This is a genomic window from Streptomyces sp. NBC_01261, assembly GCF_036226385.1.
In the GTDB taxonomy this organism is placed as follows: domain Bacteria; phylum Actinomycetota; class Actinomycetes; order Streptomycetales; family Streptomycetaceae; genus Streptomyces.
Genome location: NZ_CP108463.1, coordinates 9,405,697 through 9,428,655, shown reverse-complemented (window position 1 = coordinate 9,428,655; position 22,959 = coordinate 9,405,697). Strand labels below are relative to the sequence as shown.

The 22,959-nt window shown below is 68.2% G+C and carries 19 protein-coding genes and 1 pseudogene; 17 read left to right on the top strand and 3 right to left on the bottom strand.

Annotated elements, in window-relative coordinates; all coding sequences use genetic code 11:
• Positions 1-666 precede the first annotated feature (666 nt).
• The 16 genes and pseudogenes from OG226_RS41920 to OG226_RS41845 all read left to right on the top strand — a co-directional run.
• On the top strand, positions 667-7,149 hold the full coding sequence (locus OG226_RS41920; RefSeq protein ID WP_329352004.1) for an RHS repeat domain-containing protein: 6,483 nt from the start codon (positions 667-669) through the stop codon (positions 7,147-7,149).
• Positions 7,150-7,257: 108 nt separating this feature from the next.
• Positions 7,258-7,926, top strand: coding sequence for a hypothetical protein (locus OG226_RS41915; RefSeq protein WP_329353672.1), 669 nt, complete (start codon positions 7,258-7,260; stop codon positions 7,924-7,926).
• Between the two features lie 153 nt (positions 7,927-8,079).
• Positions 8,080-8,544 (top strand): hypothetical protein, encoded by a 465-nt coding sequence (locus tag OG226_RS41910; RefSeq protein WP_329352003.1) that lies wholly within the window; start codon positions 8,080-8,082, stop codon positions 8,542-8,544.
• A 245-nt stretch (positions 8,545-8,789) separates the two neighbouring features.
• Positions 8,790-9,350, top strand: coding sequence for a hypothetical protein (locus OG226_RS41905; protein ID WP_329352002.1), 561 nt, complete (start codon positions 8,790-8,792; stop codon positions 9,348-9,350).
• A gap of 32 nt (positions 9,351-9,382) precedes the next feature.
• Entirely contained in the window at positions 9,383-9,559 is a 177-nt protein-coding gene (locus OG226_RS41900; protein WP_329352001.1) for a hypothetical protein, read from the top strand.
• Positions 9,560-9,732: 173 nt separating this feature from the next.
• Positions 9,733-10,332 carry a hypothetical protein gene (locus OG226_RS41895; RefSeq protein ID WP_329352000.1) on the top strand — a complete coding sequence of 200 codons (600 nt, stop codon included), beginning with the start codon at positions 9,733-9,735 and terminating at the stop codon, positions 10,330-10,332.
• A 148-nt stretch (positions 10,333-10,480) separates the two neighbouring features.
• Positions 10,481-11,761 (top strand): IS21 family transposase, encoded by a 1,281-nt coding sequence (gene istA / locus OG226_RS41890; RefSeq protein ID WP_329348410.1) that lies wholly within the window; start codon positions 10,481-10,483, stop codon positions 11,759-11,761.
• Positions 11,762-12,589: an IS21-like element helper ATPase IstB gene (gene istB / locus OG226_RS41885; RefSeq protein ID WP_329348409.1), complete on the top strand. Its 828-nt coding sequence runs from the start codon at positions 11,762-11,764 to the stop codon at positions 12,587-12,589.
• Positions 12,590-13,025: 436 nt separating this feature from the next.
• The gene (locus OG226_RS41880; protein WP_329351999.1) at positions 13,026-13,586 is read left to right on the top strand and encodes a hypothetical protein; all 561 of its coding nucleotides are present in this window, start codon (positions 13,026-13,028) and stop codon (positions 13,584-13,586) included.
• Positions 13,587-13,871: 285 nt separating this feature from the next.
• Positions 13,872-14,078, top strand: a complete 207-nt coding sequence (locus OG226_RS41875) for a hypothetical protein (RefSeq protein WP_329351998.1) — start codon at positions 13,872-13,874, stop codon at positions 14,076-14,078.
• A gap of 1,319 nt (positions 14,079-15,397) precedes the next feature.
• Complete coding sequence (locus tag OG226_RS41870; RefSeq protein WP_329351997.1) at positions 15,398-16,330, top strand: ABC transporter ATP-binding protein; 933 nt, start codon at positions 15,398-15,400, stop codon at positions 16,328-16,330.
• Positions 16,330-17,211, top strand: coding sequence for an ABC transporter permease (locus OG226_RS41865; protein ID WP_329351996.1), 882 nt, complete (start codon positions 16,330-16,332; stop codon positions 17,209-17,211). Before OG226_RS41870 ends, OG226_RS41865 begins: the two co-directional genes overlap by 1 nt.
• Positions 17,212-17,236: 25 nt before the next feature.
• Positions 17,237-18,601, top strand: coding sequence for a sensor histidine kinase (locus OG226_RS41860; RefSeq protein ID WP_329351995.1), 1,365 nt, complete (start codon positions 17,237-17,239; stop codon positions 18,599-18,601).
• Entirely contained in the window at positions 18,598-19,266 is a 669-nt protein-coding gene (locus OG226_RS41855; RefSeq protein ID WP_329351994.1) for a response regulator transcription factor, read from the top strand. The genes OG226_RS41860 and OG226_RS41855 overlap by 4 nt, the downstream gene beginning before the upstream one ends.
• 185 nt (positions 19,267-19,451) lie before the next feature.
• Positions 19,452-19,604, top strand: a complete 153-nt coding sequence (locus OG226_RS41850) for a hypothetical protein (RefSeq protein WP_329351993.1) — start codon at positions 19,452-19,454, stop codon at positions 19,602-19,604.
• A 183-nt stretch (positions 19,605-19,787) separates the two neighbouring features.
• Positions 19,788-20,072, top strand: a pseudogene (locus OG226_RS41845) (IclR family transcriptional regulator domain-containing protein); the annotation flags it as partial.
• 36 nt (positions 20,073-20,108) lie between these two features.
• Here the strand turns inward: OG226_RS41845 and OG226_RS41840 are convergent.
• Entirely contained in the window at positions 20,109-20,684 is a 576-nt protein-coding gene (locus tag OG226_RS41840; protein WP_329353670.1) for an LmeA family phospholipid-binding protein, read from the bottom strand.
• Between OG226_RS41840 and OG226_RS41835 the strand changes: the two genes are divergently transcribed.
• Positions 20,604-20,777, top strand: coding sequence for a hypothetical protein (locus OG226_RS41835; RefSeq protein ID WP_329353760.1), 174 nt, complete (start codon positions 20,604-20,606; stop codon positions 20,775-20,777). The two genes, OG226_RS41840 and OG226_RS41835, sit on opposite strands and share 81 nt — an antisense overlap.
• Positions 20,778-20,962: 185 nt before the next feature.
• Here the strand turns inward: OG226_RS41835 and OG226_RS41830 are convergent, their stop codons facing one another.
• Both OG226_RS41830 and OG226_RS41825 read right to left on the bottom strand, forming a co-directional pair.
• The gene (locus tag OG226_RS41830; protein WP_329351992.1) at positions 20,963-21,985 is read right to left on the bottom strand and encodes a VOC family protein; all 1,023 of its coding nucleotides are present in this window, start codon (positions 21,983-21,985) and stop codon (positions 20,963-20,965) included.
• Positions 21,982-22,854: an alpha/beta fold hydrolase gene (locus OG226_RS41825; RefSeq protein WP_329353668.1), complete on the bottom strand. Its 873-nt coding sequence runs from the start codon at positions 22,852-22,854 to the stop codon at positions 21,982-21,984. Before OG226_RS41825 ends, OG226_RS41830 begins: the two co-directional genes overlap by 4 nt.
• Positions 22,855-22,959 lie beyond the last annotated feature (105 nt).

Genomic DNA, 22,959 nt, shown 5'->3' with positions numbered 1-22,959 from the left:
CCAGGCCGCACGCTCGTGGCTGAGCCGCATTGCACTGCGCCCTCCTGCCGCGACGCTCGCCACGGTGGCGTTATGTGGGGCACCCTGGAGACCGCGCCGGCCGTCGCGGTCACTCGGCACCAGGCGCCCACCCCCGCCCACGACAAGCCGGTACTGGTCACCGCCGTGGCCTCGCACTACCACCAGCCCATGCTGGCCTACCGGCCCCCGCACGTCTCATGGCCCTCCGGTACGGCGAAGGTCACCTTGAGCGGGGCCGGGCGAAAACGAAGCAGGCATCCGGTACCGCGATACGCGCCGGATCGCTCCTGGTGTGGATAGGCCCGGCCAAGACCGCAGCGAGGCGCAACGCCGCGTGCGCGAGGTATGGACATCGGATTCATGTCGCCGGATCCCGGCCGGAGGGCCGACCTGGCGGCGAATGCAAGTGGCCGTCCGGGACCCCGCAAAGATCAATTCAGCAAGCCGACCCCCTACGCGACCGGCCGTCCGAAAAGTAGCGGCATGTCCATGTCGTGAATCTGGGTTCTCGGGCGGCAATTCCTGGATGGTCGTCCTGGGTGCTTTCCGTTGCGTCTTCAAGATCGACTCATCGACTTCATCGTCGTACGAAGGAGCAAGTTCTTGCCAAGGACGACAGGTTCACGCGAGCGGACGGACGGACGGATGAGACCCAAGGGCCCTCTGATACGCGGGCTGACCGCCATGACGGCGGCGATCTCCGTGATGGTGGGCCTCACCGGTACGGCCGAAGCGGTCCCGAACCACCGGCAGCCCGGCTTCACGCAGGTCAAGCCGGTCCCGGTGACCGCCGTACGCTCCCACTACGGCCCCGTCCGGCACCTGGCCAACTCGCCCTCGCCCAAGGTGAAATGGCCCAGCGGCACCGCCGTCTTCGCTGCCACCGCGACGACCGCTGCGGCCCCGACGGCAACAGGCGGCACTGCCGCGAACACGCATGCGGCATCCGGCGCCCGGCTCCGGGCGGGCAGCCTCCCGGTCTGGCTGGCACCCTCCTCCGGTCTCGCCCTCGACCACGCCGCGGTGCGTATCCTGCCGCAGGGGGCCGGGCGGTCGGCCGGTGTAGACGGAGTGCTGCTCAAGTTGTCCGGGCTGCCGAGCGGCAGCCACGGCAAGGTTCAAGTCGGCCTGGACTACCGGGACTTCTCTGCCGCGTTCGGTGCCGACTGGGGCTCGCGGCTGCGGCTCGTGAAGCTGCCCGACTGTGCCCTGACCACGCCGCGACTCGCCGCCTGCCGTACCCAGACCCCTGTCGTCTCGGCCAACAGCGCCACGGCGCATACCCTTTCGGCCCCGCTCACCCTCGCCGAGAACAGCGTGGTACTGGCGGCCACCGCCGCACCGAGCGGAGGAGGTGGCGACTTCGCCGCCACCTCGCTGAAGCCCTCCGGCTCCTGGCAGGCCGGCGGCAGCACCGACGCGTTCACCTGGTCCTACCCGATCACCGGGCCCAGCGTTCCCGGCGGACTGACCCCCAATCTCTCACTCGGCTACGACTCGCAGAGCGTGGACGGCCTGACCTCGTCCACCAACAACCAGGCCTCGGTCGTCGGCGACGGCTTCTCGCTGCCGAGCAACTACATTGAGCGTTCCTACGCCTCCTGCCACGACAACCCCAGTGGCACCACCCAGACGTGGGACAACTGCTGGTCGTCCGACAACCAGCTCACCCTCTCGCTCAACGGCACCACCACCACTCTGATCAAGGACGACACCACAGGGACCTTCCGGGCCCAGGGCGACTCCGACGAGCGCGTCGAGCGGCTGACCGGCGCGACCAACGGCGCCCAGAGCGGCGAGTACTTCCGGGTGACCACGTCGAACGGCACCCAGTACACGTTCGGCCTGAACAGGCTGCCGGGGTGGGCGTCGGGGAACGCGACCACCAACTCGGTGCTGACCGAGCCCGTCTACACCACCGACTCGACCCAGACCTGCTACAACGCCACCTGGGCCAACTCCTGGTGCCAGCAGGGCTACCGCTGGATGCTCGACTACGTCAAGGACACCCACGGCGACGTGATGTCCTCCTTCTACACGCCGACCACCGCCTACTACGCCCGTAACCTCGGCAAGACCGCCGACACCCCCTACGTGCGCGACGCGGTGCTCGCGAAGATCCAGTACGGCCAGCGCGACGGCTCGGTGTACTCCACCAGCCCCGCCGCTCAGGTCACCTTCGCCTACAACGGCCGGTGCAACACCTCGGCCACCGGGTGCGCCACCTCCACGCTGACCAGTTCCACCGCGTCCAAGTGGCCGGACGTACCGTTCGACCTGAACTGCGCCAGCGGGGCCACCTGTTCGGCCAACTCCCCGACGTTCTGGAGCGAGAACGAGCTGACGGGGATCCAGACCCAGGTGCTGGCCGGCTCCACCGAGACGAACGTCGACTCCTGGGCGTTCACCTACTCCTTCCCCCCGACCGGGGACGCGACCACGCCCTCGCTGTGGCTGAACTCGGTGACCCGCACCGGCCAGGACACCTCCGCCGGCGGTTCCGCGTCGGCGCTCGCCATGCCGAAGGTGACCTTCTCCGGCACGCCGCTGTCGAACCGGGTGAACGTGACCAACGGCTACCCGCCGATCACCCGTTACCGGCTCAACACCATCACCACCGAGTCCGGCGGCATCATCAGCGTCGGCTACTCGACCGCCGCCTGCGCGAGCGGCACCCCGAGCGACGCCGGCCAGAACACCTCGTTGTGCTACCCCGGTTACTGGACTCCCACCGGGCATACCAGCCCGATGCTGGACTGGTTCAACAAGTACATCGTCACTGCGGTCACCCAGCAGGACCCGACCGGCGGCGGCGTCAACGACGCCATCGTCACCCGCTACCTCCCCGTGGGCACCCCTGCCTGGCACTACGACGACAATCCGCTGACCGCCACCGCTCAGCGCACCTGGGACCAGTGGCGCGGCTACGGCGGCATGAAGGTCACCACGGGCACCGCGCCCGACCCGGTCACCGAGACCGACTACACCTACTTCCGCGGCATGGACGGCGACACCCTGTCCGGCAGCGGCACCCGCTCGGCGACCGTCACCGACTCCCGCGGCGACCCTCCGGTGACCGACGCGGTCCAGTACGCCGGTCTGACCTACGAGGCGATCCTCTACAACGGGTTGAACAGCGGAAAGGTCGTCAACGACACGATCACCGCCCCTTGGAGCAGTAGCGCCACCGCGGTCCACGCGCTGTCCGGCGGGCTGCCGGCGCAGAAGGCGTTCCTGACCGGCCAGAGCGCGGTCGAGGTCTTCACGCCACTGGCGTCCGGGTCCACCCGGGAGACCGAGACCGATTACACCCACGACTCCCATGGCCGCGTCACCAAGGCTGACGACAAGGGCGACGTCTCCACGGCGAGCGACGACCTGTGCACCACGGCGAGCTACGCGGACAACATCTCCGCCTGGATCTTCGACCTGGTGGACGAGACGAAGACGGTGTCCGTCACCTGCTCGGCCACCCCGACGCTGCCGGACGACGCCGTCAGTGACAAGCGGGTCTACTACGACGGCTCCGGCACCCTGGGCGCCGCACCCACGGTCGGTGACCCCACCTCGACCGAGCAGGCCACCTCATACAAGGGGTCCACCCCGGTCTACTCGACCATGTCGTCGCTCACGACGGACGTCTACGGCCGGACGCTGACCAGCACCGACGCCGACCAGCGGACCACCACGATCAGCTACACCCCCACAACAGGTGCCGCACCCACCGCAGTTGCCTCCACCGATCCGCTGCAGCAGACGCTCAGCCAGACCTACGACCCGCTGCGCGGGCTGATGCTGACGCAGACCACCGCGGCCGGCTACGTCACCAAGGCGCAGTATGACGCGCTGGGGCGGATCACCGCCGTGTTCCGGCCCGGCATCACCGACGCCACGACCAAGTACAGCTACGCGCTCGCCGCCGACAAGCCGAGTTCCGTCGTCACCCAGACACTGAACGACGACGGGAGCTACCGCAGCAGTGAGCTGCTGATGGACGCGCTGCTGCGGCCTCGCGAGACGCAGATCGCGACCGTCGACGGCGGCCGGGACGTCACCGACACCGTCTACGACACCAACGGATGGGTGGCCAAGACCACCTCCCCCTACTACGCGGGCGGTTCCCCCAGCTCGACGCTGGTGCAGGCGCAGGACGGTGACATCCCGTCGGAGACCGGCTTCACCTACGACGGTGCCGGACGCAAGACCGTGTCCACCGCCTATGCGCTAGGCACCGCCACCTGGAACACCACGACCGTCTTCGGTGGCAACTTCACCACCACCGTGCCCCCGAAGGGCGGCGTGGCCGAAACCTCGGTCACCGACGCCCGGGGACGTCAGACCGACCTGTACCAGTACCACGCGGGCGCCGCGGCCGACCCGGTCCACGCCGCCGCCTCGGACTACTCCGACACGCACTACACGTACTACCCGGACGGCCACCAGGCCGGCCAGACCGACCCGGCAGGCAACACCTGGACCTGGACCTACAACCTCCTCGGCGACCAGGTCTCGGCCACCGACCCCGACGCCGGCTCCTCCTCGGCGAGCTACGACAACGCCGGCCAGCTCCAGACCACCACCGACGCCCGGGGCGACCAGGCCAGCTACATCTACGACAAGGACGGCCGCAGGACGGCGGCCTACGACATCACTGGCAACGCCACCGCGTCCGCCGCCAACCAGGTCGCGGCCTGGACGTACGACACGCTGAAGAAGGGGTACCTCACTTCTTCCACCTCGTACCAGCTGGGCACCAGCAGTGCCTCTGTCACCAACGCGGTGCTCGCCTACACCGGCATGGGCGAGGTCGCCGCCTCGAAGACCACGCTGGCCAATCTGCCGAGCAACCTGGCGGCGCTGGCGCCGTCCGCCGGTTACACGGAGGCCTACACGTACAAGACCACCGGTACGTTGGCAAGCCAGCAGGACCCGGCGGGCGGCGGACTGCCCGCGGAATCCGTCAACTACGGCTACGACCAGTACGGTCAGCCCACCAGCGTAGGCAGCACCGGCACCGCCGCCTGGACGTACGTCTCCGCCATCGGCTACGACGAGTACGGTGACCCGCTCCAGTACTCCATGGGCCCGTCCACCAGCTGGGTCGATCTGACCCTGAAGTACGACCCGCAGACCGGCCAGCCCACCGACGCCAAGACCACCGACTCCACCAGCGCCACGGTCGTCGACGACACCAGCTACACCTGGGGGAACTCGGCCGCCTCCAAGGGCGCCGGACTGCTCACCTCGACCACCGACAGCCAAAGCGGCGGCTCGGTCGTGGACACCCAGTGCTTCGGCTACGACTGGGCAGCCCGCCTGACCTCGGCCTGGACCGCCACCGACAACTGCGCCGCCACACCCGACACCGGCAGCAGCGCCACCGTCGGCGGCACCAACCCCTACTGGCAGACGTGGAACTATGCCGCCGACGGCCAGCGCCAGACCCAGACCGACCACGACACCTCCGGCAACAGCGCCGACGACACCACCACGACCGACCACTACCCGGACCCGGGCTCCGCGACCGACCAGCCGCACACCCTCGGCAGCACCACCGCCACCGGCCCGGCGACCGCCGCGAACACGGCGTCCTACCACTACGACGCATCCGGCAACACCACCTCGATCCAGGGCGGCGCACTGGGCGACCAGATCCTGACCTGGAACCACCAGAACCGGCTGGACACCGACACCACGTCGGCCGGCGCCACCAGCTACCTCTACGGCCTCGACGGCGGCCTGGTGCTGCGCACCGACCCGACCCAGGCCACGCTCTACCTGGGCGACGAGGAACTGGTGGAGAACACCGCCACCAAGGCGGTGACCGGCACCCGCTACTACTCCGTCAACGGCACCACCGTGGCCGCCCGCTCCAGCAGCGGGAACGTCCAGTACCTGATCCCCAACCGGCAGGGCACCGACTACCTGTCCGTCGACTACCAGACCCAGGCGGTGACACGGCGTCAATACCTGCCCTTCGGCGGGACCCGCGGCACGGCCCCGGCCACCTGGCTCGGCGACAAGGGCTACGTCGGCGGCACCACCGACACCGCCACCAGCCTGGTGAACCTCGGTCTGCGCGAGTACGACACGCAGACCGGCCGCTTCGTCAGCCGCGACCCGCAACTGGAGGCCACCGACCCCTCGCAGCTGACGGGCTACGACTACGCCGCCAACAATCCGGTGACCGGCAGCGACCCGACCGGACAGAGCTGGTTCAGCTCCCTCTCCAACGCGGTCTCCAGCTTCGCCGACACCGCCCAACAGGTCATCGACCGGACCAACGGCCCCATGGCCGCACTCGGCGTCGGGGAACTGCTGCTCGGCGGAGCCGCGGACGGCCTGGGCGGCGCGCTCATGCTGAGCGGCATCGGGGCGCTCGGACCGGGCGAGGCACTGATCGCCGCAGGGTCCGTGCTCGCCGTGTCCGGCAGCGCCACGGTGGCCGGTGCGGTTGCCGCGCCCAACATCGCCTTCGCCGTCCAGAACGGCGATGGCGGCGGGGGCAGCGACGACGGGGGTGGGTCGGACGGCTCGTCCTCGGAGGATTCGGACCGGGACAGGGATGCGCAGTCTCTGCGGCTGGAACACAAAGGCGAGGACCGTGAGCCGCAGCTCACTCTGGACAATGCCTACCGCTCGTTGGACGGCGCTCCGGAGGGGACTCGAGCCCGGGTGATGCCCAAGGAGAACGAGCTCACGAGCAAGCCAGGAGCCAAGGGGAAAGACAAGGTCAAGAACGCTGACCTCGAATACCTCGACCAGCAGGGTGACATCGTCGGCTACGGCGAGGTCAAGACCATCGGAGAGGCCGACGAGGGGAAGTTCGACGGGCAACTTGACAGTGCCGTCAAGCAGTTGCGCTGGCGGCAGGACTGGAAGGGCGGCACGGAGGTCAACGAGATCTTCATCCAGGTCCCCGACCTGGCCGATCCTCCGGAGGTCAAGAGCTGGGTCAAGAGCTACCGGGATGCTCGCAGGGGCGGAGTGAAGTCGATCAGCGGGTATCGTCTGCGGGTCTTCAGCGAAAGCGGCAACAGTCTGGGGACCTTCGATCTGGGCAACAACGCCGACGAAGGCTATGTCGAGGACCACACCTACCATTCATCGAACGGGTACTCCTACTGAACCGCCCAGCGCTGAATGACCTCAGACCGTAATCCGGGGCGGGGCGGACGCGTACCGCGAGGGCGCGTCCGCCCCGCCCCTGTCCGAAAGGCGCCTTTCTTGTCCTCGATGCTTTACCGACTGCGCGAGTCCTTCCCTGACGCGCCGAATGCGCTGGCGCGGGCGCGGGAGATCTCGCGCGAACTGGCCGACTGGACATCCTGCCCCACGCCCCGGATGGAGCCGGTCACCACAGCCGAGCAATACGCCTACGCCCTCTCCGCCTTCGACACCGCCCGCATCTACGGGAACCAGGCAGAACCCGGCGTCGGACCCTGCTTGGACGAACTGCGGCGCCGCACCGTCGTCACGTTCGACAACGAAGAGCCGAACTCCTCGTTCGCCGGCTACGCGATACTCCGCCCCGACCTGATCGACCTCTGGCCGCTGCCCGAGAAACTGACTCTCACTCTGGACTCGACCTCGCCCTTCGGCGATCCCTACAGCGAGCCCGACCCCGACTGCACCGAGGAGGAACTGAATGACATGGTTTCCGTCCTCGGACCGCTGTCTCTGAACGTGGACTGGGACTGCGGCTGGCGCGGCCTGTCCGAGTCCAAGGACTGTGGTGTACAACTCTGCCTGAACAGTGTCTGGACGCGGCAGATCGCCGTGCCGTCGCCCGGCGAGTTCGGCGTCTGGATCTCCCTCGGCAACCGCATCGCCTGGACGACCGAAGCCGAGAACTGGCGCCGCGACTGCGGACTTCCGCTAGGCGAACCCCAGCAAGGCTGGTGACTTGGACGCCCGGAACCCTGCGCCCCGGTGGAGGCGAGGCGTACGCGCGACTCGCGCGGAGCGGCCGGAGCTGGGCAGGCCGATCGGGCGGGAGATCTTGGTAAGCGGATGCTTTCGTCAGCTGGCCGGCATCGGTGAGGCGCTACTCGGTGAGTGGTGCGCGCGCATAAGTCCAGTCTCCTTCAGGCGCCCGAGCGCCAGATCGAGAAGACGGTCGGCGTGCTCATCCCGGGCGAGAGGGTGGAGAACCCGGACATCGAGTACCTCGACCAGCAGGGCAACATCGCCGGCTACGGCGAGATCAAGACGATCATAAAGAACAGCTTCAAGAGCTTCAACGGCCAGCTCAGAGAGGCTGTCAAGCAGCTGCGCTGGCGCCAGGACTGGGCGGGAGGTACGGAGGTCAACGAGGTCTTCATACAGGTCCCGGACCTGGTTGATGCCTCGGAGGTCAAGGGGTGGGTCCGCCAATATCGGGCTCTGCGGATAAAGAACAACGGCAGCCTCGACTCAGTCCGCGGGTTCCGTCTGCGGGTCTACAGCAAGAGCGGCGACAGTCTGGGCAACTTCTACCTGGGCAACAACGCCGACGAAGGTCATGTCGAGGGACATACCTAACTATTCATCGAACGGGTACTCCTACTGAACCGTCTGCCCCTGTCTGACCTCAGGCCGTAATCCGGGACAGGGACGGACGCATTCCGTGAAGGCGCGTTCGCCCCTGTCCGTTTCCGAAAGGCACGTTCCTTGTCCTCGACGCTCCATCGAGTGCGCGAATCCTTTCCCGATGCCCGGAGCGCGCTGTCGCGGGCGCGCGCGATCATGGGAGATCTGGCGACTGGACTGCCCACCCTTGGCCCCAAATGGAGCTGATCACCACAGCCGAGCAGTACGCACATGCCCTCCATTCCTTCGACACTGCCCGAATCTATGGGAACCAAGGACAATCCGGGGTCGGGCCCGCCCTCGACGAACTGCGGCGCCGTAGTGTCGTCACGTTCGACAAGGCGAAGCCGAACTCCTGGTTCGCAGGGTACGTAAGGCTCCGCCCCGACTTGGCCGAACTCTGGCCGCTGCCAGAGGGGCTGACCCTCACCCTGGATTCGACCCTGCCCTTCGGCGATCCCTACAGCGAGCCCGACGAGAACTGCACCGAGGAGGAGCTGGACCAGATGGTCTCGGTGCTCGGGCCGTTGACCCTGAACGTCAGATGGGGCTGTGGCTGGCGCGGCCTCCCCGAGTTCAAGGACTGCGGCGTGCAACGCTGCCTGAACAGCGTCTGGCTGGAGCAGATCGCCAAGCCATCCCCCGGCGAGTTCGGCGTCTGGGTCTCCCTCGGTCCCCGCGCCGCCTGGACACCCGAGGGGGAAGCCTGGCGCCGCGAATGCGGACTTCCGCTGGGCGAACCTCAGCAAGGCTGGTGACTCGGACGCCCGGATTCGCCAGCGATCAAGCAGTGGGTCCGCAGCTGCAGAAGAGCCGCTGGAGCGATATCAAGTCCGTCACTGGCTTCCCTCTGCGGGTCTACAGCGAAGGCGGCGGCAATCTGGGCGACTTCGACCTTGGCAACAACGCCGACGAAGGTCACGTCGAGGGACATACCTACTATTCGTCGAACGGGTATTCCTACTGATCTGCCTGCTGTCGCTGTCTGACATCAGGCTGTAATCCGGGACAGGGGCGGATGCGTACCGTGAGGGCGCGTCCGCCCCTGTCCCTGGCTGAAGGGCACGTTCCTTGCCGCTTTTCCGAGTGTGCGAATCCTTTCCCGACGCCGCGAGTGCGCTGTCGCGGGCGCGCACGATCATGCGTGATCTGGCCGACTGGAACAGCATTCCCTGGCCCCAACTGGAGCCAGTCAGCACAGCCGAGCAATACGCACATGCCCTCCGTTCCTTCGGCACCGCCCGCATCGTCGGGGACAGGGAACCCGGCGCCGTACCGTTCCTGGCCGAGCTGCGGCGCCGCGGTGTCGTCACGTTCGACGCGGAACAGCCGTATTCCCGAATGTTCATGGCGGACCTGCGGCTAGGCCCTGACCTGGCCGATCTCTGGCCGCTGCCCGAGAGCGTGACCCTCAGTCTGACCCGGACCCCGCCCTTTGGCGGGCCCGACAGCGAGCCCGAGGACAACTGCACCGAGCAGGAACTGGACCGGATGGTGGCCGTGCTCGGCCCGCTCATGCTGACCGCCTCCTGGCACTGCGGCTGGCGCGGAGTGCCCGAGTTCAAAGGCAGCGGTGTGAAACTCTGCCTGAACAGCGTCTGGCTGGATCAGGCCGCCGAGCCGTCCCCCGGCCAGTTCGGTGTCTGGATCGCCCTCGGCTCCCGCGTCGCCCGGTCGCCCGAGGGCGAAGTCTGGCGCCGTGACTCGGGACTCCTGCTGGGCGAAGCACAACAGGAGTGACCCGGACGCTCCGAGCCTCCTACGCTCCGATGGAGGTGAGGCGTGTGTCGGCGTCGTCTGAACGGTGACCCTCTGACGGCGGATCAAAACTGACTCACTTCGTGGCATCCATACCAACCTGATCTTGATTGGAGATCGGGAGGAGAGGGTGATCCAAGTGGAGGACTGGGCAGAGATCCGCAGGCTGCACCGGGCCGAGGAGATGCCGATCCGGGCGATCGCAAGGCACCTGGGCATCTCGAAGAACACGGTGAAACGGGCGCTGGCCACGGACCGGCCGCCGGTGTACTCCCGGCCGCTGAAGGGCTCGGCGGTCGACGCGGTCGAACCGCAGATCCGTGAGCTGCTGAAACAGACCCCGACGATGCCGGCGACGGTGATCGCGGAGCGGATCGGCTGGGACCGCGGGATGACGATTCTCAAGGACCGCGTCCGCGAGCTGCGGCCCGCCTACCTCCCTGTCGATCCGGTCTCGCGCACGACGTATCAGCCCGGCGAACTGGCTCAGTGCGACCTGTGGTTCCCGCCGGTGGACATCCCGCTCGGCTATGGCCAGTCCGGGCGGCCACCGGTGCTGGTGATGGTCTCGGGCTACTCGAGGATCATCGCTGCACGGATGCTGCCGAGCCGGATGACAGGCGATCTGATCGACGGTCACTGGCAGCTGCTGACCGGCTGGAATGCGGTGCCGAAAATGCTGGTCTGGGACAACGAGGCCGGTATCGGCCAGGGCAGGGTCACCGTCGACTTCGCCGCCTTCGCCGGACTCCTCGCGGTCAAGATCTTCCTCTGCCGGCCCCGTGATCCAGAAGCGAAGGGGCTGGTCGAGAGGGCCAATGGCTACCTCGAGACGAGCTTTCTGCCCGGCCGCACCTTCAGCGGACCCGGCGACTTCAACACCCAGCTCGAACGGTGGCTGCACGTCGCCAACCGGCGCATCCACCGCACCCTGGGCACCCGTCCCATCGAGCGGTGGGAGGCCGACCGGGCCGGCATGCTCGCCCTCCCGCCCGTCGATCCGCCCCGCTGGTCGCGCTTCTTCACCCGCATCGGACGCGACCACTACATCCGCGTCGACACCTGCGACTACTCCGTGCACCCCCTGGCGATCGGCAAGAAAGTCCAGGTCACCACCAGCATCGAGGAGGTCATCGCCATCCTCACTCCCGGCGGGGCCGTCGTGGCCCGCCATGCCCGCTGCTGGGCCAAGCACCAGACCATCACCGATCCCGATCACGCCCGCACCGCCGCTGCCCTGCGCGGTGAGTACCGCCACCACACCGCGGCCCAGGCCGCCCGACTCCGCGCCACGGCCGCCGCCGACCGCCTGGTCGACGTCGAGCAACGCGAACTGACCGACTACGACCGGGTGTTCACCCTCATCGAGGGCGACGCCGGCCGCAACGAGACCGGGGACGGGGTGTCCTGAATGGCCCGCACCGCCATCAAACCGGTCACTACGAAGACGGGCAGCGGCCGGACCGGCGAGCAGACCGCGTCCGACCTGGCCTTCTACTCCCGCGCGATGAAGGCCCCGGCCCTGCTGGACGCCGCCGAGCGCCTCGCCGAGCGGGCCCGCACCGAATCCTGGACCCACGCCGAGTTCCTGGTCGCCTGCCTGCAGCGCGAAGTCGCCGCCCGTGAGAGCCACGGCGGCGAGGCCCGCATCCGCGGCGCCCGTTTCCCCGCGATCAAGACGATCGAGGAACTCGACGTCACCCATCTGCGCGGCATAACGCGCCAACAGCTCGCGCATCTGGGCACGTTGGACTTCATCACCGGCAAAGAGAACACAGTTTTTCTGGGACCGCCCGGGACCGGGAAGACACACCTGGCGATCGGACTCGCGGTCCGCGCCTGCCAGGCCGGCCACCGGGTCGCGTTCGCCACAGCCGCCGAATGGGTCGACCGCCTGGCCGCCGCCCACCACGCCGGACACCTCCAGGCCGAGCTCACCAAACTGTCCCGCTATCCGCTGATCGTCGTCGACGAGGTCGGCTACATCCCCTTCGAATCCGAGGCCGCGAACCTGTTCTTCCAGCTCATCTCGAACCGATACGAACGCGCGTCCGTGATCGTCACGAGCAACAAGCCCTTCGGACGCTGGGGAGAGGTCTTCGGCGACGAGACCGTGGCCGCCGCCATGATCGACCGCCTCGTCCACCACGCCGAGGTCCATTCCCTCAAAGGCGATTCCTACCGGATGCGCGGACGGCAACTCGGACGCGTCCCCACCGCCACAACAGAAACCGACTGAACACCACCAACCACAAGCCACACGGGTCACGATTCAACCGACCAGAGTGGGTCCGCGTTCAACCGCCGCCGACAGCGTGCGCGCCACTGCGCGGGGCAGCGGGGAACATGCGCGTGAAGTAGCTGTGGTTGGGCAGGCCGTCTGGCGGGCGATCTCGGCAGCGCCGCCGCCGAAGGCCATGTCGAGAGACACATTTGTTACTCACCGAGCGAGTACTCCTACTGATGCGCCTGCTGCCGCTGGCTGACACCAGGCTGCAACCCGGAGCAGGGGCGGATGCGTACCGTCGGGACGAGTCCGCCCCCGCCCCTGTCGGAAAGGCACGTTCCTTGTCCTCGTCGCTCTATCGAGTGTGTGAATCCTTTCCCGACGCTCCGAGCGCGCTGACTCGCGCGCGAGCGAACTGGCCGACTGGACATCCTGCCCCACGCCCCGGATGGAGCCGGTCACCACAGCCGAGCAATACGCCTACGCCCTCTCCGCCTTCGACACCGCCCGCATCTACGGGAACCAGGCAGAACCCGGCGTCGGACCCTGCTTGGACGAACTGCGGCGCCGCACCGTCGTCACGTTCGACAACGAAGAGCCGAACTCCTCGTTCGCCGGCTACGCGATACTCCGCCCCGACCTGATCGACCTCTGGCCGCTGCCCGAGAAACTGACTCTCACTCTGGACTCGACCTCGCCCTTCGGCGATCCCTACAGCGAGCCCGACCCCGACTGCACCGAGGAGGAACTGAATGACATGGTTTCCGTCCTCGGACCGCTGTCTCTGAACGTGGACTGGGACTGCGGCTGGCGCGGCCTGTCCGAGTCCAAGGACTGCGGTGTACAACTCTGCCTGAACAGTGTCTGGACGCGGCAGATCGCCGTGCCGTCGCCCGGCGAGTTCGGCGTCTGGATCTCCCTCGGCAACCGCATCGCCTGGACGACCGAAGGCGAGAACTGGCGCCGCGACTGCGGACTTCCGCTAGGCGAACCCCAGTCGGGTTGGTGACCCGGACGCCCGGATTCGCCAGCGATCAAGCGTTGGGTCCGCAGCTGCAGAAGAGCCGTTGGAGCGGTATCAAGTCCGTCACTGGGTTCCCTCTGAGGGTCTGGAGATCTTTAACGGTGTGGGTTACGTCGGGTCGTGATGGTTGGTGGGGGCCGCGCTATGCCGGAGGGACGAGGTATCCCGATGGGGATGGGCTGACGGCCGAGGAGCATGATCGGCGTGAGCAAGTGCGGCTCGCGGCAGCTGACTTGATCGATGCGGGGGCCAGTGACCGGGAGGTAGGCCGTGGAGGACTCCCCGGCCGGCATCCGCTCCGCCATCGCCGCCGACATGCACGTCCTCGCCATCCCCCGCTCGGCCACGACCCTGCCCGACAGCGTCGCCCACCTGCCCACGGCCCAAGCCCGCACCGCGACCGAAGCACTCCCCCTACTGACCCGGCTGCTCACCTCCCGTCCCGCACCCCTCATCCGCGAAGAAACCACCACATGAACACCGGAAACAAGCCCGACATGGGGCTCCCGAAGTCGTGGCGAACGTAAGCGAAGCCAGCGCGGAGTGTGACCAGCCGTCTGCGCGCATGAGGTGCAGTGGAGGTGGTCAAGTCAGCCTGGTTCAAACCGTCTTCGCGAGTAGTGATCTTCATCGAGCAGGGCCGATTCGAGACGCATTGGTGGTCCCAAATCGCGGCGCCGTATTCAGCTGCGGACACCGGACGACTTCAAACCCTGCTCAAAACTTGGGCTCGTAGCGCCAGTTCGTCCCGACCGGGAGGGTCTGGACGAACTCGGCGAGCGCGACATCGACAGGGAACTCCACACGATCAGACTCCAGCCGCCAAGGCGCCCGTGCATGCGGGCGGGTGCTACCGGAGCAGCGCCATCACCTCCTTGACGACCAGCGTGAGCGGCGTCGGTGAGTGATCGCGGCGTGTTCGATGACGCACATCCGGGAGAACAGGACGCAGGTCTGGTCCGAGGTGAGTTCGGCGACGTCGATCGCCAGCGATGGAGGGGCGTTGATCATCCGCTCGGCAACCGGCACGCAGCCGAGGGAGCGGAGGTGCTCGGCTTTCGTCCTGCGCCCCGGTCGGCGGAGACCGCCCGGGTGGACACCGGCAAGCCGGAGGCCCCGCTGACGTCAATACCGGACTTGCCGCGACGGCAGCTCCACGGTGATCACCGCGACATGCGGCGGACCCGTTCCAGCTGTGGGGCGCGGTGTACCCATCTGCTGCGACGGTGCGGGAAAGGCAGGGCGAGAGTGGTGACCAGAGCGGGGAGCGGGGGCACGCTCCGACCGTCTCGCGTTCAGGAGGTACCCCGGTCCGCCCTGCCGCCGTAGTACACCGCGGCGGTCGAGCGGTACCTCCGGTACCTCGGCGGCGTGGGCATCGCGAAGGCCACCGTGAAGGGCTGCCGTTTCTCGCCGACAACGTGGGGGTGGATGCTCGCGGGTGAACCGTCGCGCCACCGACCGAGTAGTAGCGGGTACCGGACAGGGCCGAGGTGGAGGTGTTCTCCACGAGCTGCTCACGGCCTTCTGCAACGCACTTTAGGGGCGAATGGACCGCAGACCCTGGTACCCAGGACGGCAATGCGAGAGGCCGGTGGTACTGCGGTACTACTGACCACGGCAACGCCGGTAGCGGGCATCACGATCTCTGCGCCGGCGGGAGTGGTACCCCAGTACCAGTCCCCTCCGAAGATTCCCCCGGGGTCCCATGGATCGGGCCCGCCGCGCTCCTAGTTTCGAATGCAGACACCGCGGTGCACCCGCGGCCGAGTTCGAGGCAGGAAAGGCCCACTCCCATGATCGAAGCGCGCGAGCTGACCAAGCGGTACGGCGACAAGACGGTCGTCGACAATCTGAGCTTCACCGTGAAGGCCGGTGAGGTGACCGGCTTCCTCGGCCCCAACGGCGCAGGCAAGTCCACCACCATGCGCATGATCATCGGCTTGGACTCCCCCACCAAGGGCTCGGTCACCATCAACGGCCGCGCCTACGCCAAGCACAGCGCGCCGCTGCACGAGATCGGGTCCCTGCTGGAGGCCAAGTCCGTCCACCCTGGGCGCAGCGCGTTCAACCACCTGATGGCGCTCGCCCACACCCACGGCATTCCGCGCCGCCGGGTGGACGAGGTCATTGAGCTCGCCGGCCTGACCAGCGTGGCCGACAAGCGGGTCGGCGCCTTCTCGCTCGGCATGGGCCAGCGACTCGGCATCGCCTCCGCACTCCTCGCCGACCCGGCGATCGTCATGCTCGACGAACCCGTCAACGGCCTCGACCCCGAGGGCGTGCTGTGGGTGCGCAACCTGCTGCGCGGGCTCGCCGACGAGGGCCGGGCCGTGATGCTCTCCTCGCACCTGATGAGCGAGACCGCGCTGATCGCCGACCACCTGGTGATCATCGGCCGCGGCCGGCTCCTCGCGGACACCACCGTCGACGACTTCACCCGGGAGGCCAGCGGCGGCGGGGTCAAGGTCGCTACCACCGAGGCCGCACGGCTGCGCTCACTGCTGGCCGGACCGGACGTCACGATCACCTCCTCCTCCGCCGAGGAACTCCTGGTCACCGGACGCGATGCCCGGGAAATCGGCGCGATCGTCGCCCAGCACGGAGTGACCCTGTACGAGCTCACCCCGCAGGCCGTTTCCCTGGAGGCGGCCTTCATGGACCTCACCCGCGATGTCGTCGAGTACCACAGTGGTCCGGCGGACGCTTCCGAACGAAAGGCCGCCTGATGCCCACCACCGCACTCCGCCGCATCCAGCGACCGGGCAAGCGCCCGAACCATTCCGCGGCACCCGGCTCCAAGACACCCACTTCCCCCACGACGTACAAGGTGACCGGCCTGCGGGTGCTGCGCTCGGAGTGGGCCAAGTTCTGGTCCCTGCGGTCCAGTTGGATCACCCTGGGCGTGGCAGTGTTCCTGCTGGTCCTCTTCGGGGCGATCGCCAGCTACACCTACAGTCCCGACACCGTGGCGACCGGCGGGCCTGGACCGAGCTCCGGTGACAGCGACGCGATCAGCCTGGCGCTGACCGGCGTGTCCTTCGCGCAGCTCGCCGTGGGCGTGCTGGGTGTGCTGCTGGCCGCGGGAGAGTACAGCACCGGCATGATCCGCTCCACTCTCGCAGCGGTGCCGCGCCGACTGCCCGTCCTGTGGTCGAAGGCCGCCGTGATCGGGCCGATCGCCCTGGTCCTCACCGCCATCGGCGCCCTGGCCGCGTTCCAGCTGGGCACCCCGGGCCTGGACGGCCAGAGGATCGCCCTGTCCCTGGGCGACGACGGCGTACTGCGCAGCCTCGCCGGCGCGGGCCTCTACCTGGGTCTGGTCGCCGTGTTCGGGGTGGCGCTGGGCGTGCTCCTGCGTTCCTCCGCCGGGGCCATCGCCGCCCTGGTCGGGGTCCTGCTCATCCTGCCCGGCCTGGCCTCGCTGCTGCCCGACTCCTGGTACGACACGCTCAAGCCCTACTTTCCCAGCAACGCGGGGTCGGCTGTCTACGCCCTGCATCAGTCCTCGGACGCCCTCTCGCCCGGGGCGGGGCTCGCGGTCTTCGCCGGCTGGGTGGCCCTTGCCCTCGCCGGGGCGGCCTACCGCCTCGTCAAGACCGACGCCTGAGCTGGACACGAGGACAATGGTGTCCATGAGTCCGCACCGTGCGGCAGCCACCGCGGACACCACCCCGGGGAAGGCAGCCCCGCAGCCCCTCGGGTTCGACGCCGCGTGGGCGCATCCGCTCCTGGGCCGGCTGCTGCGCGATCAGAGCCGCAGGCAGCGGCTGGACCGCCAACATCCGTGGCTGCTCGACACCGCTGTAGTACTGATCGTCGTGGCGGTGAGTCTGCCCGACCTGTTCTGGGGCAACGGTGCCTCGCCCTTCGGGGACACGGACGCACGGGACGAGCTGCCCTCCGCCGTACCGTTCGCCGTCAGCGCCGCACTCGCCATCCCGCTGTGGTGGCGCCGCAGGTCCCCTGCCGTCACGTACTTCGTGATCGCGGCGGTGTCGCTCGTCCAGTGGTCACTCGGCCTCTGGCTGCCAGCGGGGATCGGGGCGCTCATCGCCCTCTACACCCTGGCACGGAGCGGTTCCCTGCGGGTTCTGGGCTGGGCCGCGGCACTAACCGTCATCGAACTGCTACTGACCGTCTTCGTCCTTGTGCCGATCGAACATCCACTGCTGGCCGGCTTCTTCCTCCTCGGCACGGCGACTGCAGCCATCGCCGTCGGCCTGACCCTGCGGATCCGTCAGATGTACCTGTCGGCGCTGGAGGACCGCGCCAAGCGCCTGGAGATCGAGCAGGACCAACGCCTCCGGCTCACCGCCGCAGCCGAACGCTCCAGGGTCGCCCGCGAGATGCACGACATCGTCGGCCACAACCTCTCCGTCATGGTCAGCCTCGCCGACGGCGCCGCGACCCTCGCCGCCAACCGGGGCGAACAGTCCACCGAGGCCCTGCGAATCCTCGGCGACACAGGCCGCCAGGCCATGAGCGAACTGCGACGCGTGCTGGGCGTCCTGCGTGAAGAGCAGAACAGTGAACGGATGCTCAGCCCGCAGCCTGACATCGGGGATCTCGACGCACTCCTGACGCGGGTACGCGCGGCGGGTCTGACGGTGACCTACCGGACCGTCGGAGACCTCGGCTCCCTGAGCAGCGGCGTACAGCTCACCGTCTACCGCATTGTCCAGGAATCGCTGACCAACACGCTCAAGCACACGGGGACGGGCACATCCGCCGAAGTCACCATCGCCGTTGAGGCGGGCCAGGTGCGGATCCAGGTCGCTGACACTGGTCTACCGCCAGGGGCGCCTCCGCGAGCAAAGCCCGTATCCCAGAACAACGACCCCGGTCACGGCCTTGTCGGCATCCGCCAGCGGTCCGCCATGTACGGCGGCACCGTGATCATCGGGCCGCGCGACACCGGCCACGGCTGGCTCGTGGACGTCGTGCTCGACGTACCCTCAGCAACCGCCCCGCCTGCACCCGGAGAACAGCTGCCATGACCACCGTGCTGATCGCCGACGACCAACCCCTCCAGCGCATGGGCGTCCGCATGCTCATCGAGGGCACCCCGGGCCTGACGCTGGTCGGAGAGGCCGAGCACGGCGCCGAAGCCGTCCGCCTGACCGCGCAGTTGCGCCCCGACGTCGTCCTCATGGACATCCGGATGCCCGGCATGGACGGCATCGAGGCCACCCGCCGCATCATCGCCACCGGCGGCCGCACCAGCGTCCTCATCGTCACCACCTTCGACCTCGACGAATACGCCTACGAAGGTCTCCGGGCCGGAGCCAGCGGCTTCCTGCTCAAGGACGCCCGCCCCGAAGAACTCGTGGCCGGCATCCAGTCGGTGGCGAGCGGCGACGCCGTCGTGGCCCCGAGCCTGACCCGACGCCTGCTGAACGCCTACGCCCACCAGGTACTCGCTCCGGTCAACGCCCCCGTGGCTGAGGATCCCCGACTGCGGACCCTCAGCGACCGCGAACGAGAGGTCCTCGTCGCCATCGGTCACGGCTGGACCAACACAGAGATCGCCGAACGACTCGTCCTCACCGAGTCCACCGTCAAGAAACATGTCGGACGCGTCCTGGCCAAAATCGGGGCGCGCGATCGCATCCAGGCCGTGATCACGGCGTATGACGCCGGTCTGGTCAAGACGAGGCCATAGCCCCGGTGCGCCAGGCACACGCCTGGCGCACCCAATCTCCACGTCTTACGGCTCCGACGGGCCACCCTGAGCACTCAGTGATTCCTAATGCCGTCTGTCAAGCCGCGTGAGCGGTGGGCGGCACGGCATTAGGAATCACTGACCCGATCCCGCCAGTCACGAATACCGAAATCCACATCTCGTGCGTGACCGGCGCCATCGAAGGGTTCACCGCCGTGGCCGCGAAGGACGGCCACGCCTTCGGCGAGGGCAACGTGTCCATGGCGGGCAACTACTTCCCCAGGCCGACGGCAAGGACGACCGCCACCCGCTGCCTACCGGGCCCGACAAGGTGCTGATGGACTCCACCACCGCCGACCAGGGCGGACACCGTCCGGCTGGCCATCGACGGACCGGTGTGCTGCACAAGAAACTCGTCGGCATCTTCCGCACCGACAACACCTCCGGCTCCGGCGGCACCGCGGTGTTCTTCGACAACGCCATCGCGCAGAAACTGTTGCTGAAGCCGGGTCAACAAGATGCTGGCGGAATCCCTGCCCCGGCTGACGCCTTACTCGATCACCGACCCGGCACGCCTGCGCACCGCAGTCGAGCAGACCAGAGTGTCCGGGCTCGCCTACGAGGAGCAGGAAGCGGCCCTCGGCGTCAGTTGCATCGCCTCGCCCGTCTTCGACGGAGCTACAGTCGTGGCCGCCCTGTCCGTTGCCGTGCCGCTGGCCCGGTTCCACCCGGCCCAGCTGGCACCTGCTGTGCGCACGGCGGCCCTCGGTCTGTCACGGGTGCTGCGCTCCGGCAGGAACGTGTGAGAACGCTCGGGGTTCGCTTCCTTCCGGCCATCGGCATCAAGCAGAGCGCGAGTCGGGCCGGAAAGTGACCGCCCAACCGGTGAAGTCGGCGCGGTTCGCTTCCGCCGTCGTGGTGACCGAGCGCAACCGCAGGCCCTCCTGAATGTTCCGCAAGAGTACGGGCTCTTCAAGGGCAGGGACGGGCAACGCCCGTACGGCAGGGGACAAGACACCTTCGGTGACACGGACATCCTTTAAGGCGATCCGGTTACCGGTGGCCGCCGACACCCTGGCGTCCACGCTCACGTCGCCGGCGAGCGGCAGGCCGCTCCGCACGTTGACCCGGTCTTCTCCGTCGCCTCGGGAGATGCCCACGTCGAGCGCGTCCGACAGATCTTCGTACGACAGGTACGCGGTCGCCTCGACGCTGCCTGCGTCGGCTTCGTCGGCGCTTCCCGACACTTTCAACTCGTCGAGGTCCACGGTCAGCTTGGTGACCGGCAGGGACCGGATCGTCCCTTGCGCGGGTGGGTCGTGGGCCGTGATGTCGACGTGTCGCGGAGTGCCTTCCGCCAACTGGGTCAGGACGGGAAGGCCGGTGACATGCACGGCAGGCCGCTCGGACGTTCCCATGCCCTCCTGGAAGGCCTGGACAGTGCGGCCCTCCACGCGGTCTGCGGCTCCGCGGTCCACGGCGACGGCACCCATCAGCAGCGCTGCCAGTGACACGGCGACCAGTATCCGGCTCCGCGTCGTCGGGTAGGCGCGATGGCAGCTGCCTTGTCCGAGTGCCAAGTCCGCCCCTCGGGAACCACGTCTTGCTGTGATCGGTGCATGGCTCTCCCGCGTCGAGGTGCCGCTCCGGCGCAGGGTTCTCCGCGCGCCCACCGCGGACGGCGGCGTGAGGTCTGTCAGTCGTCGGCGATGCCGGAGCCGCTGAGCGCGGGCACGGTGTTCTCCGGACGGGCCAGGGAGCGGGCGCCGGCCCGGAACTGGGCGAGCTTTTCGACGATGGTCTGTCCGACCGGGAGGTGGCCCCAGACGCTGATGCCCTGGTGGGTGCTGGGCTCCCATGTCGCTTCGTCGATGAGGACGGGATTCCAGCCGACTTCCCACTCGAATCCGGACGGGGTGCGGGCGTAGTAGGAGAGTTCACGGTCGTTGGTGTGCTGGCCGACGGACAGAGCCATGTCGAAGCCGAGTTCGTGTACGCGCCGGTAGCTCTGGGCGACGTCGTCGAGGGTGGCCGTCTGGATGTTGAGGTGCTGGACACGGGTGGGGACCGGGTCGATCGGCAGGCCGCGGGTGGCCGCCACAGCGATGGAGTGGTGACGTTCGTTGACCCGCAGGAAACGGATCTTGAGCTTGACACCGCTGATGGTCTCGTCGATGTAGTCGGTCAGGCGGGCGTCGAAGACAGTGTTGAAGTAGCCGCGGATCTGCGTCGGCCTGGTGGAGGTCAGTGCGACGTGGCCCATGCCGGAGTCGCCAGTGACGAAGCCGGAGGCGAGCATGCGCAGGGGCTCGGCAGACTTCACCGGGCTGGTGTAGATCTCCTGGGTCATGCCTTTGGGGCCGGGGAAGCGCAGCAGGCGTTCGACGCCTCGCAGGGCGGCTTCTTCGTCGGTGCCGACGGCGAGGGGTACACCGTGGGCGCGGACGCGGGCCTCGATCTGCTCGAAGGTGGCGTGGTCGTCGAGGTGCCAGCCGATGGCGACGACGTCCTCGGCGGGACCGCGGCGCAGCAGGAAGCGACACTCCTGGTCGTCGAGGCGGAAGCGCATCAGCTCGGGGGTGAGGGCATCGTGGTGCATGCCGATGGCGTCGGTGCCGAAGCGGCGCCAGTCGGTGAAGCGGTTGGTCTCGATGACGACGTAACCGAGGTGGACGGCGCCGAAGACGGACGGGGCGTCGTGCCCGTCATGCGCGGTCATCGCCGGCCTGCCAGGAAGTCGGCGCACAGGCGGTTGAACAGTTCGGCGCGTTCGAACTGCACCCAGTGGCCGGTGTTGGCGACCTGGTACAGATCGCAGTCGGGCAGCCGCTCGGCCAGCAGGCGTCCGCCGGAGGGCCGGTTGACCTGGTCCTTGGCACCCCACAGCACCAGGGTGGGCACGGGCAGTCGGCGCAGGCGTGGGTCGCGGGTGAAATCCATCTTCCACAGGGTCCGCAGCACGCCTGGACCGGAGGGACGCCTGAGGGGTGGTGCCGCGACGACCTCGGGGTCGATGCTGGCCCGGTAGCGCTCGTCAATGGCGGAGTCGGGGACGTCGGCGGCGTTGAAGACCAGGTAGTTGCGGATGAACCTCTCCAGCTTCAGCCGGGACGGCCCGTCACCGGTGTAGTAGTTCAGCAGGTTGTTCAGCCCCGCTGTGGGCACGGCGCGGGTGGTACCGACACCTCCGGGCCCCATCAGCACCATGCGGTCGACCCGGTCGGGGGTGTCCAGCGCCAGGCGCAGGGCGCAGGCCCCGCCGTAGGAATTGCCGACCAGGTGGGCCTTGTCCAGGCCGAGTTCGTCCAGCAGTCCGCGGATACCGTCTGCGAGATGGCCGAAGGGGTCGGTTGGGTCAACGCCCTTGGTGCTGCGGCCGTAGCCGGGCAGGTCGGGCACGATGACCCGGTACTCCTTGGCCAGGTCGGCGATGTTGCGGGCGTAGTTGGAGACACCGGAGGCGCCGGGGCCGCCGCCGTGCAGCAGCAGCACCGGCGGGCCGTCGCCCGTCTCCGCGACGAAGATCTTCCTTCCGGCTGTGTCGTACGTCGTCTCCTGGAGCGTCGGCAAACCGGTCGGTGTCGTCATGTCGTACCTCACTGGGCGGTGGTCGCGGTCGGGCGAGGGGTGGCGGCCGGAGCGAAGCCGGTCGGTGGAGGGGGAAGCGGGCTGCCGGTTGGCGCGGCGGCGTAG

Coding starts and splice junctions, on each gene's coding strand:
- OG226_RS41840 (WP_329353670.1), bottom strand. CDS start 20,684: ATGGGAACGTCCGAGCGGCCTGCCGTGCATGTCACCGGCCTTCCCGTC.
- OG226_RS41870 (WP_329351997.1), top strand. CDS start 15,398: ATGATCGAAGCGCGCGAGCTGACCAAGCGGTACGGCGACAAGACGGTC.
- OG226_RS41830 (WP_329351992.1), bottom strand. CDS start 21,985: ATGACCGCGCATGACGGGCACGACGCCCCGTCCGTCTTCGGCGCCGTC.
- OG226_RS41920 (WP_329352004.1), top strand. CDS start 667: ATGAGACCCAAGGGCCCTCTGATACGCGGGCTGACCGCCATGACGGCG.
- OG226_RS41855 (WP_329351994.1), top strand. CDS start 18,598: ATGACCACCGTGCTGATCGCCGACGACCAACCCCTCCAGCGCATGGGC.
- OG226_RS41825 (WP_329353668.1), bottom strand. CDS start 22,854: ATGACGACACCGACCGGTTTGCCGACGCTCCAGGAGACGACGTACGAC.
- OG226_RS41905 (WP_329352002.1), top strand. CDS start 8,790: ATGGAGCTGATCACCACAGCCGAGCAGTACGCACATGCCCTCCATTCC.
- OG226_RS41880 (WP_329351999.1), top strand. CDS start 13,026: ATGGAGCCGGTCACCACAGCCGAGCAATACGCCTACGCCCTCTCCGCC.
- istB (WP_329348409.1), top strand. CDS start 11,762: ATGGCCCGCACCGCCATCAAACCGGTCACTACGAAGACGGGCAGCGGC.
- OG226_RS41860 (WP_329351995.1), top strand. CDS start 17,237: ATGAGTCCGCACCGTGCGGCAGCCACCGCGGACACCACCCCGGGGAAG.
- OG226_RS41895 (WP_329352000.1), top strand. CDS start 9,733: ATGCGTGATCTGGCCGACTGGAACAGCATTCCCTGGCCCCAACTGGAG.
- OG226_RS41915 (WP_329353672.1), top strand. CDS start 7,258: ATGCTTTACCGACTGCGCGAGTCCTTCCCTGACGCGCCGAATGCGCTG.
- OG226_RS41865 (WP_329351996.1), top strand. CDS start 16,330: ATGCCCACCACCGCACTCCGCCGCATCCAGCGACCGGGCAAGCGCCCG.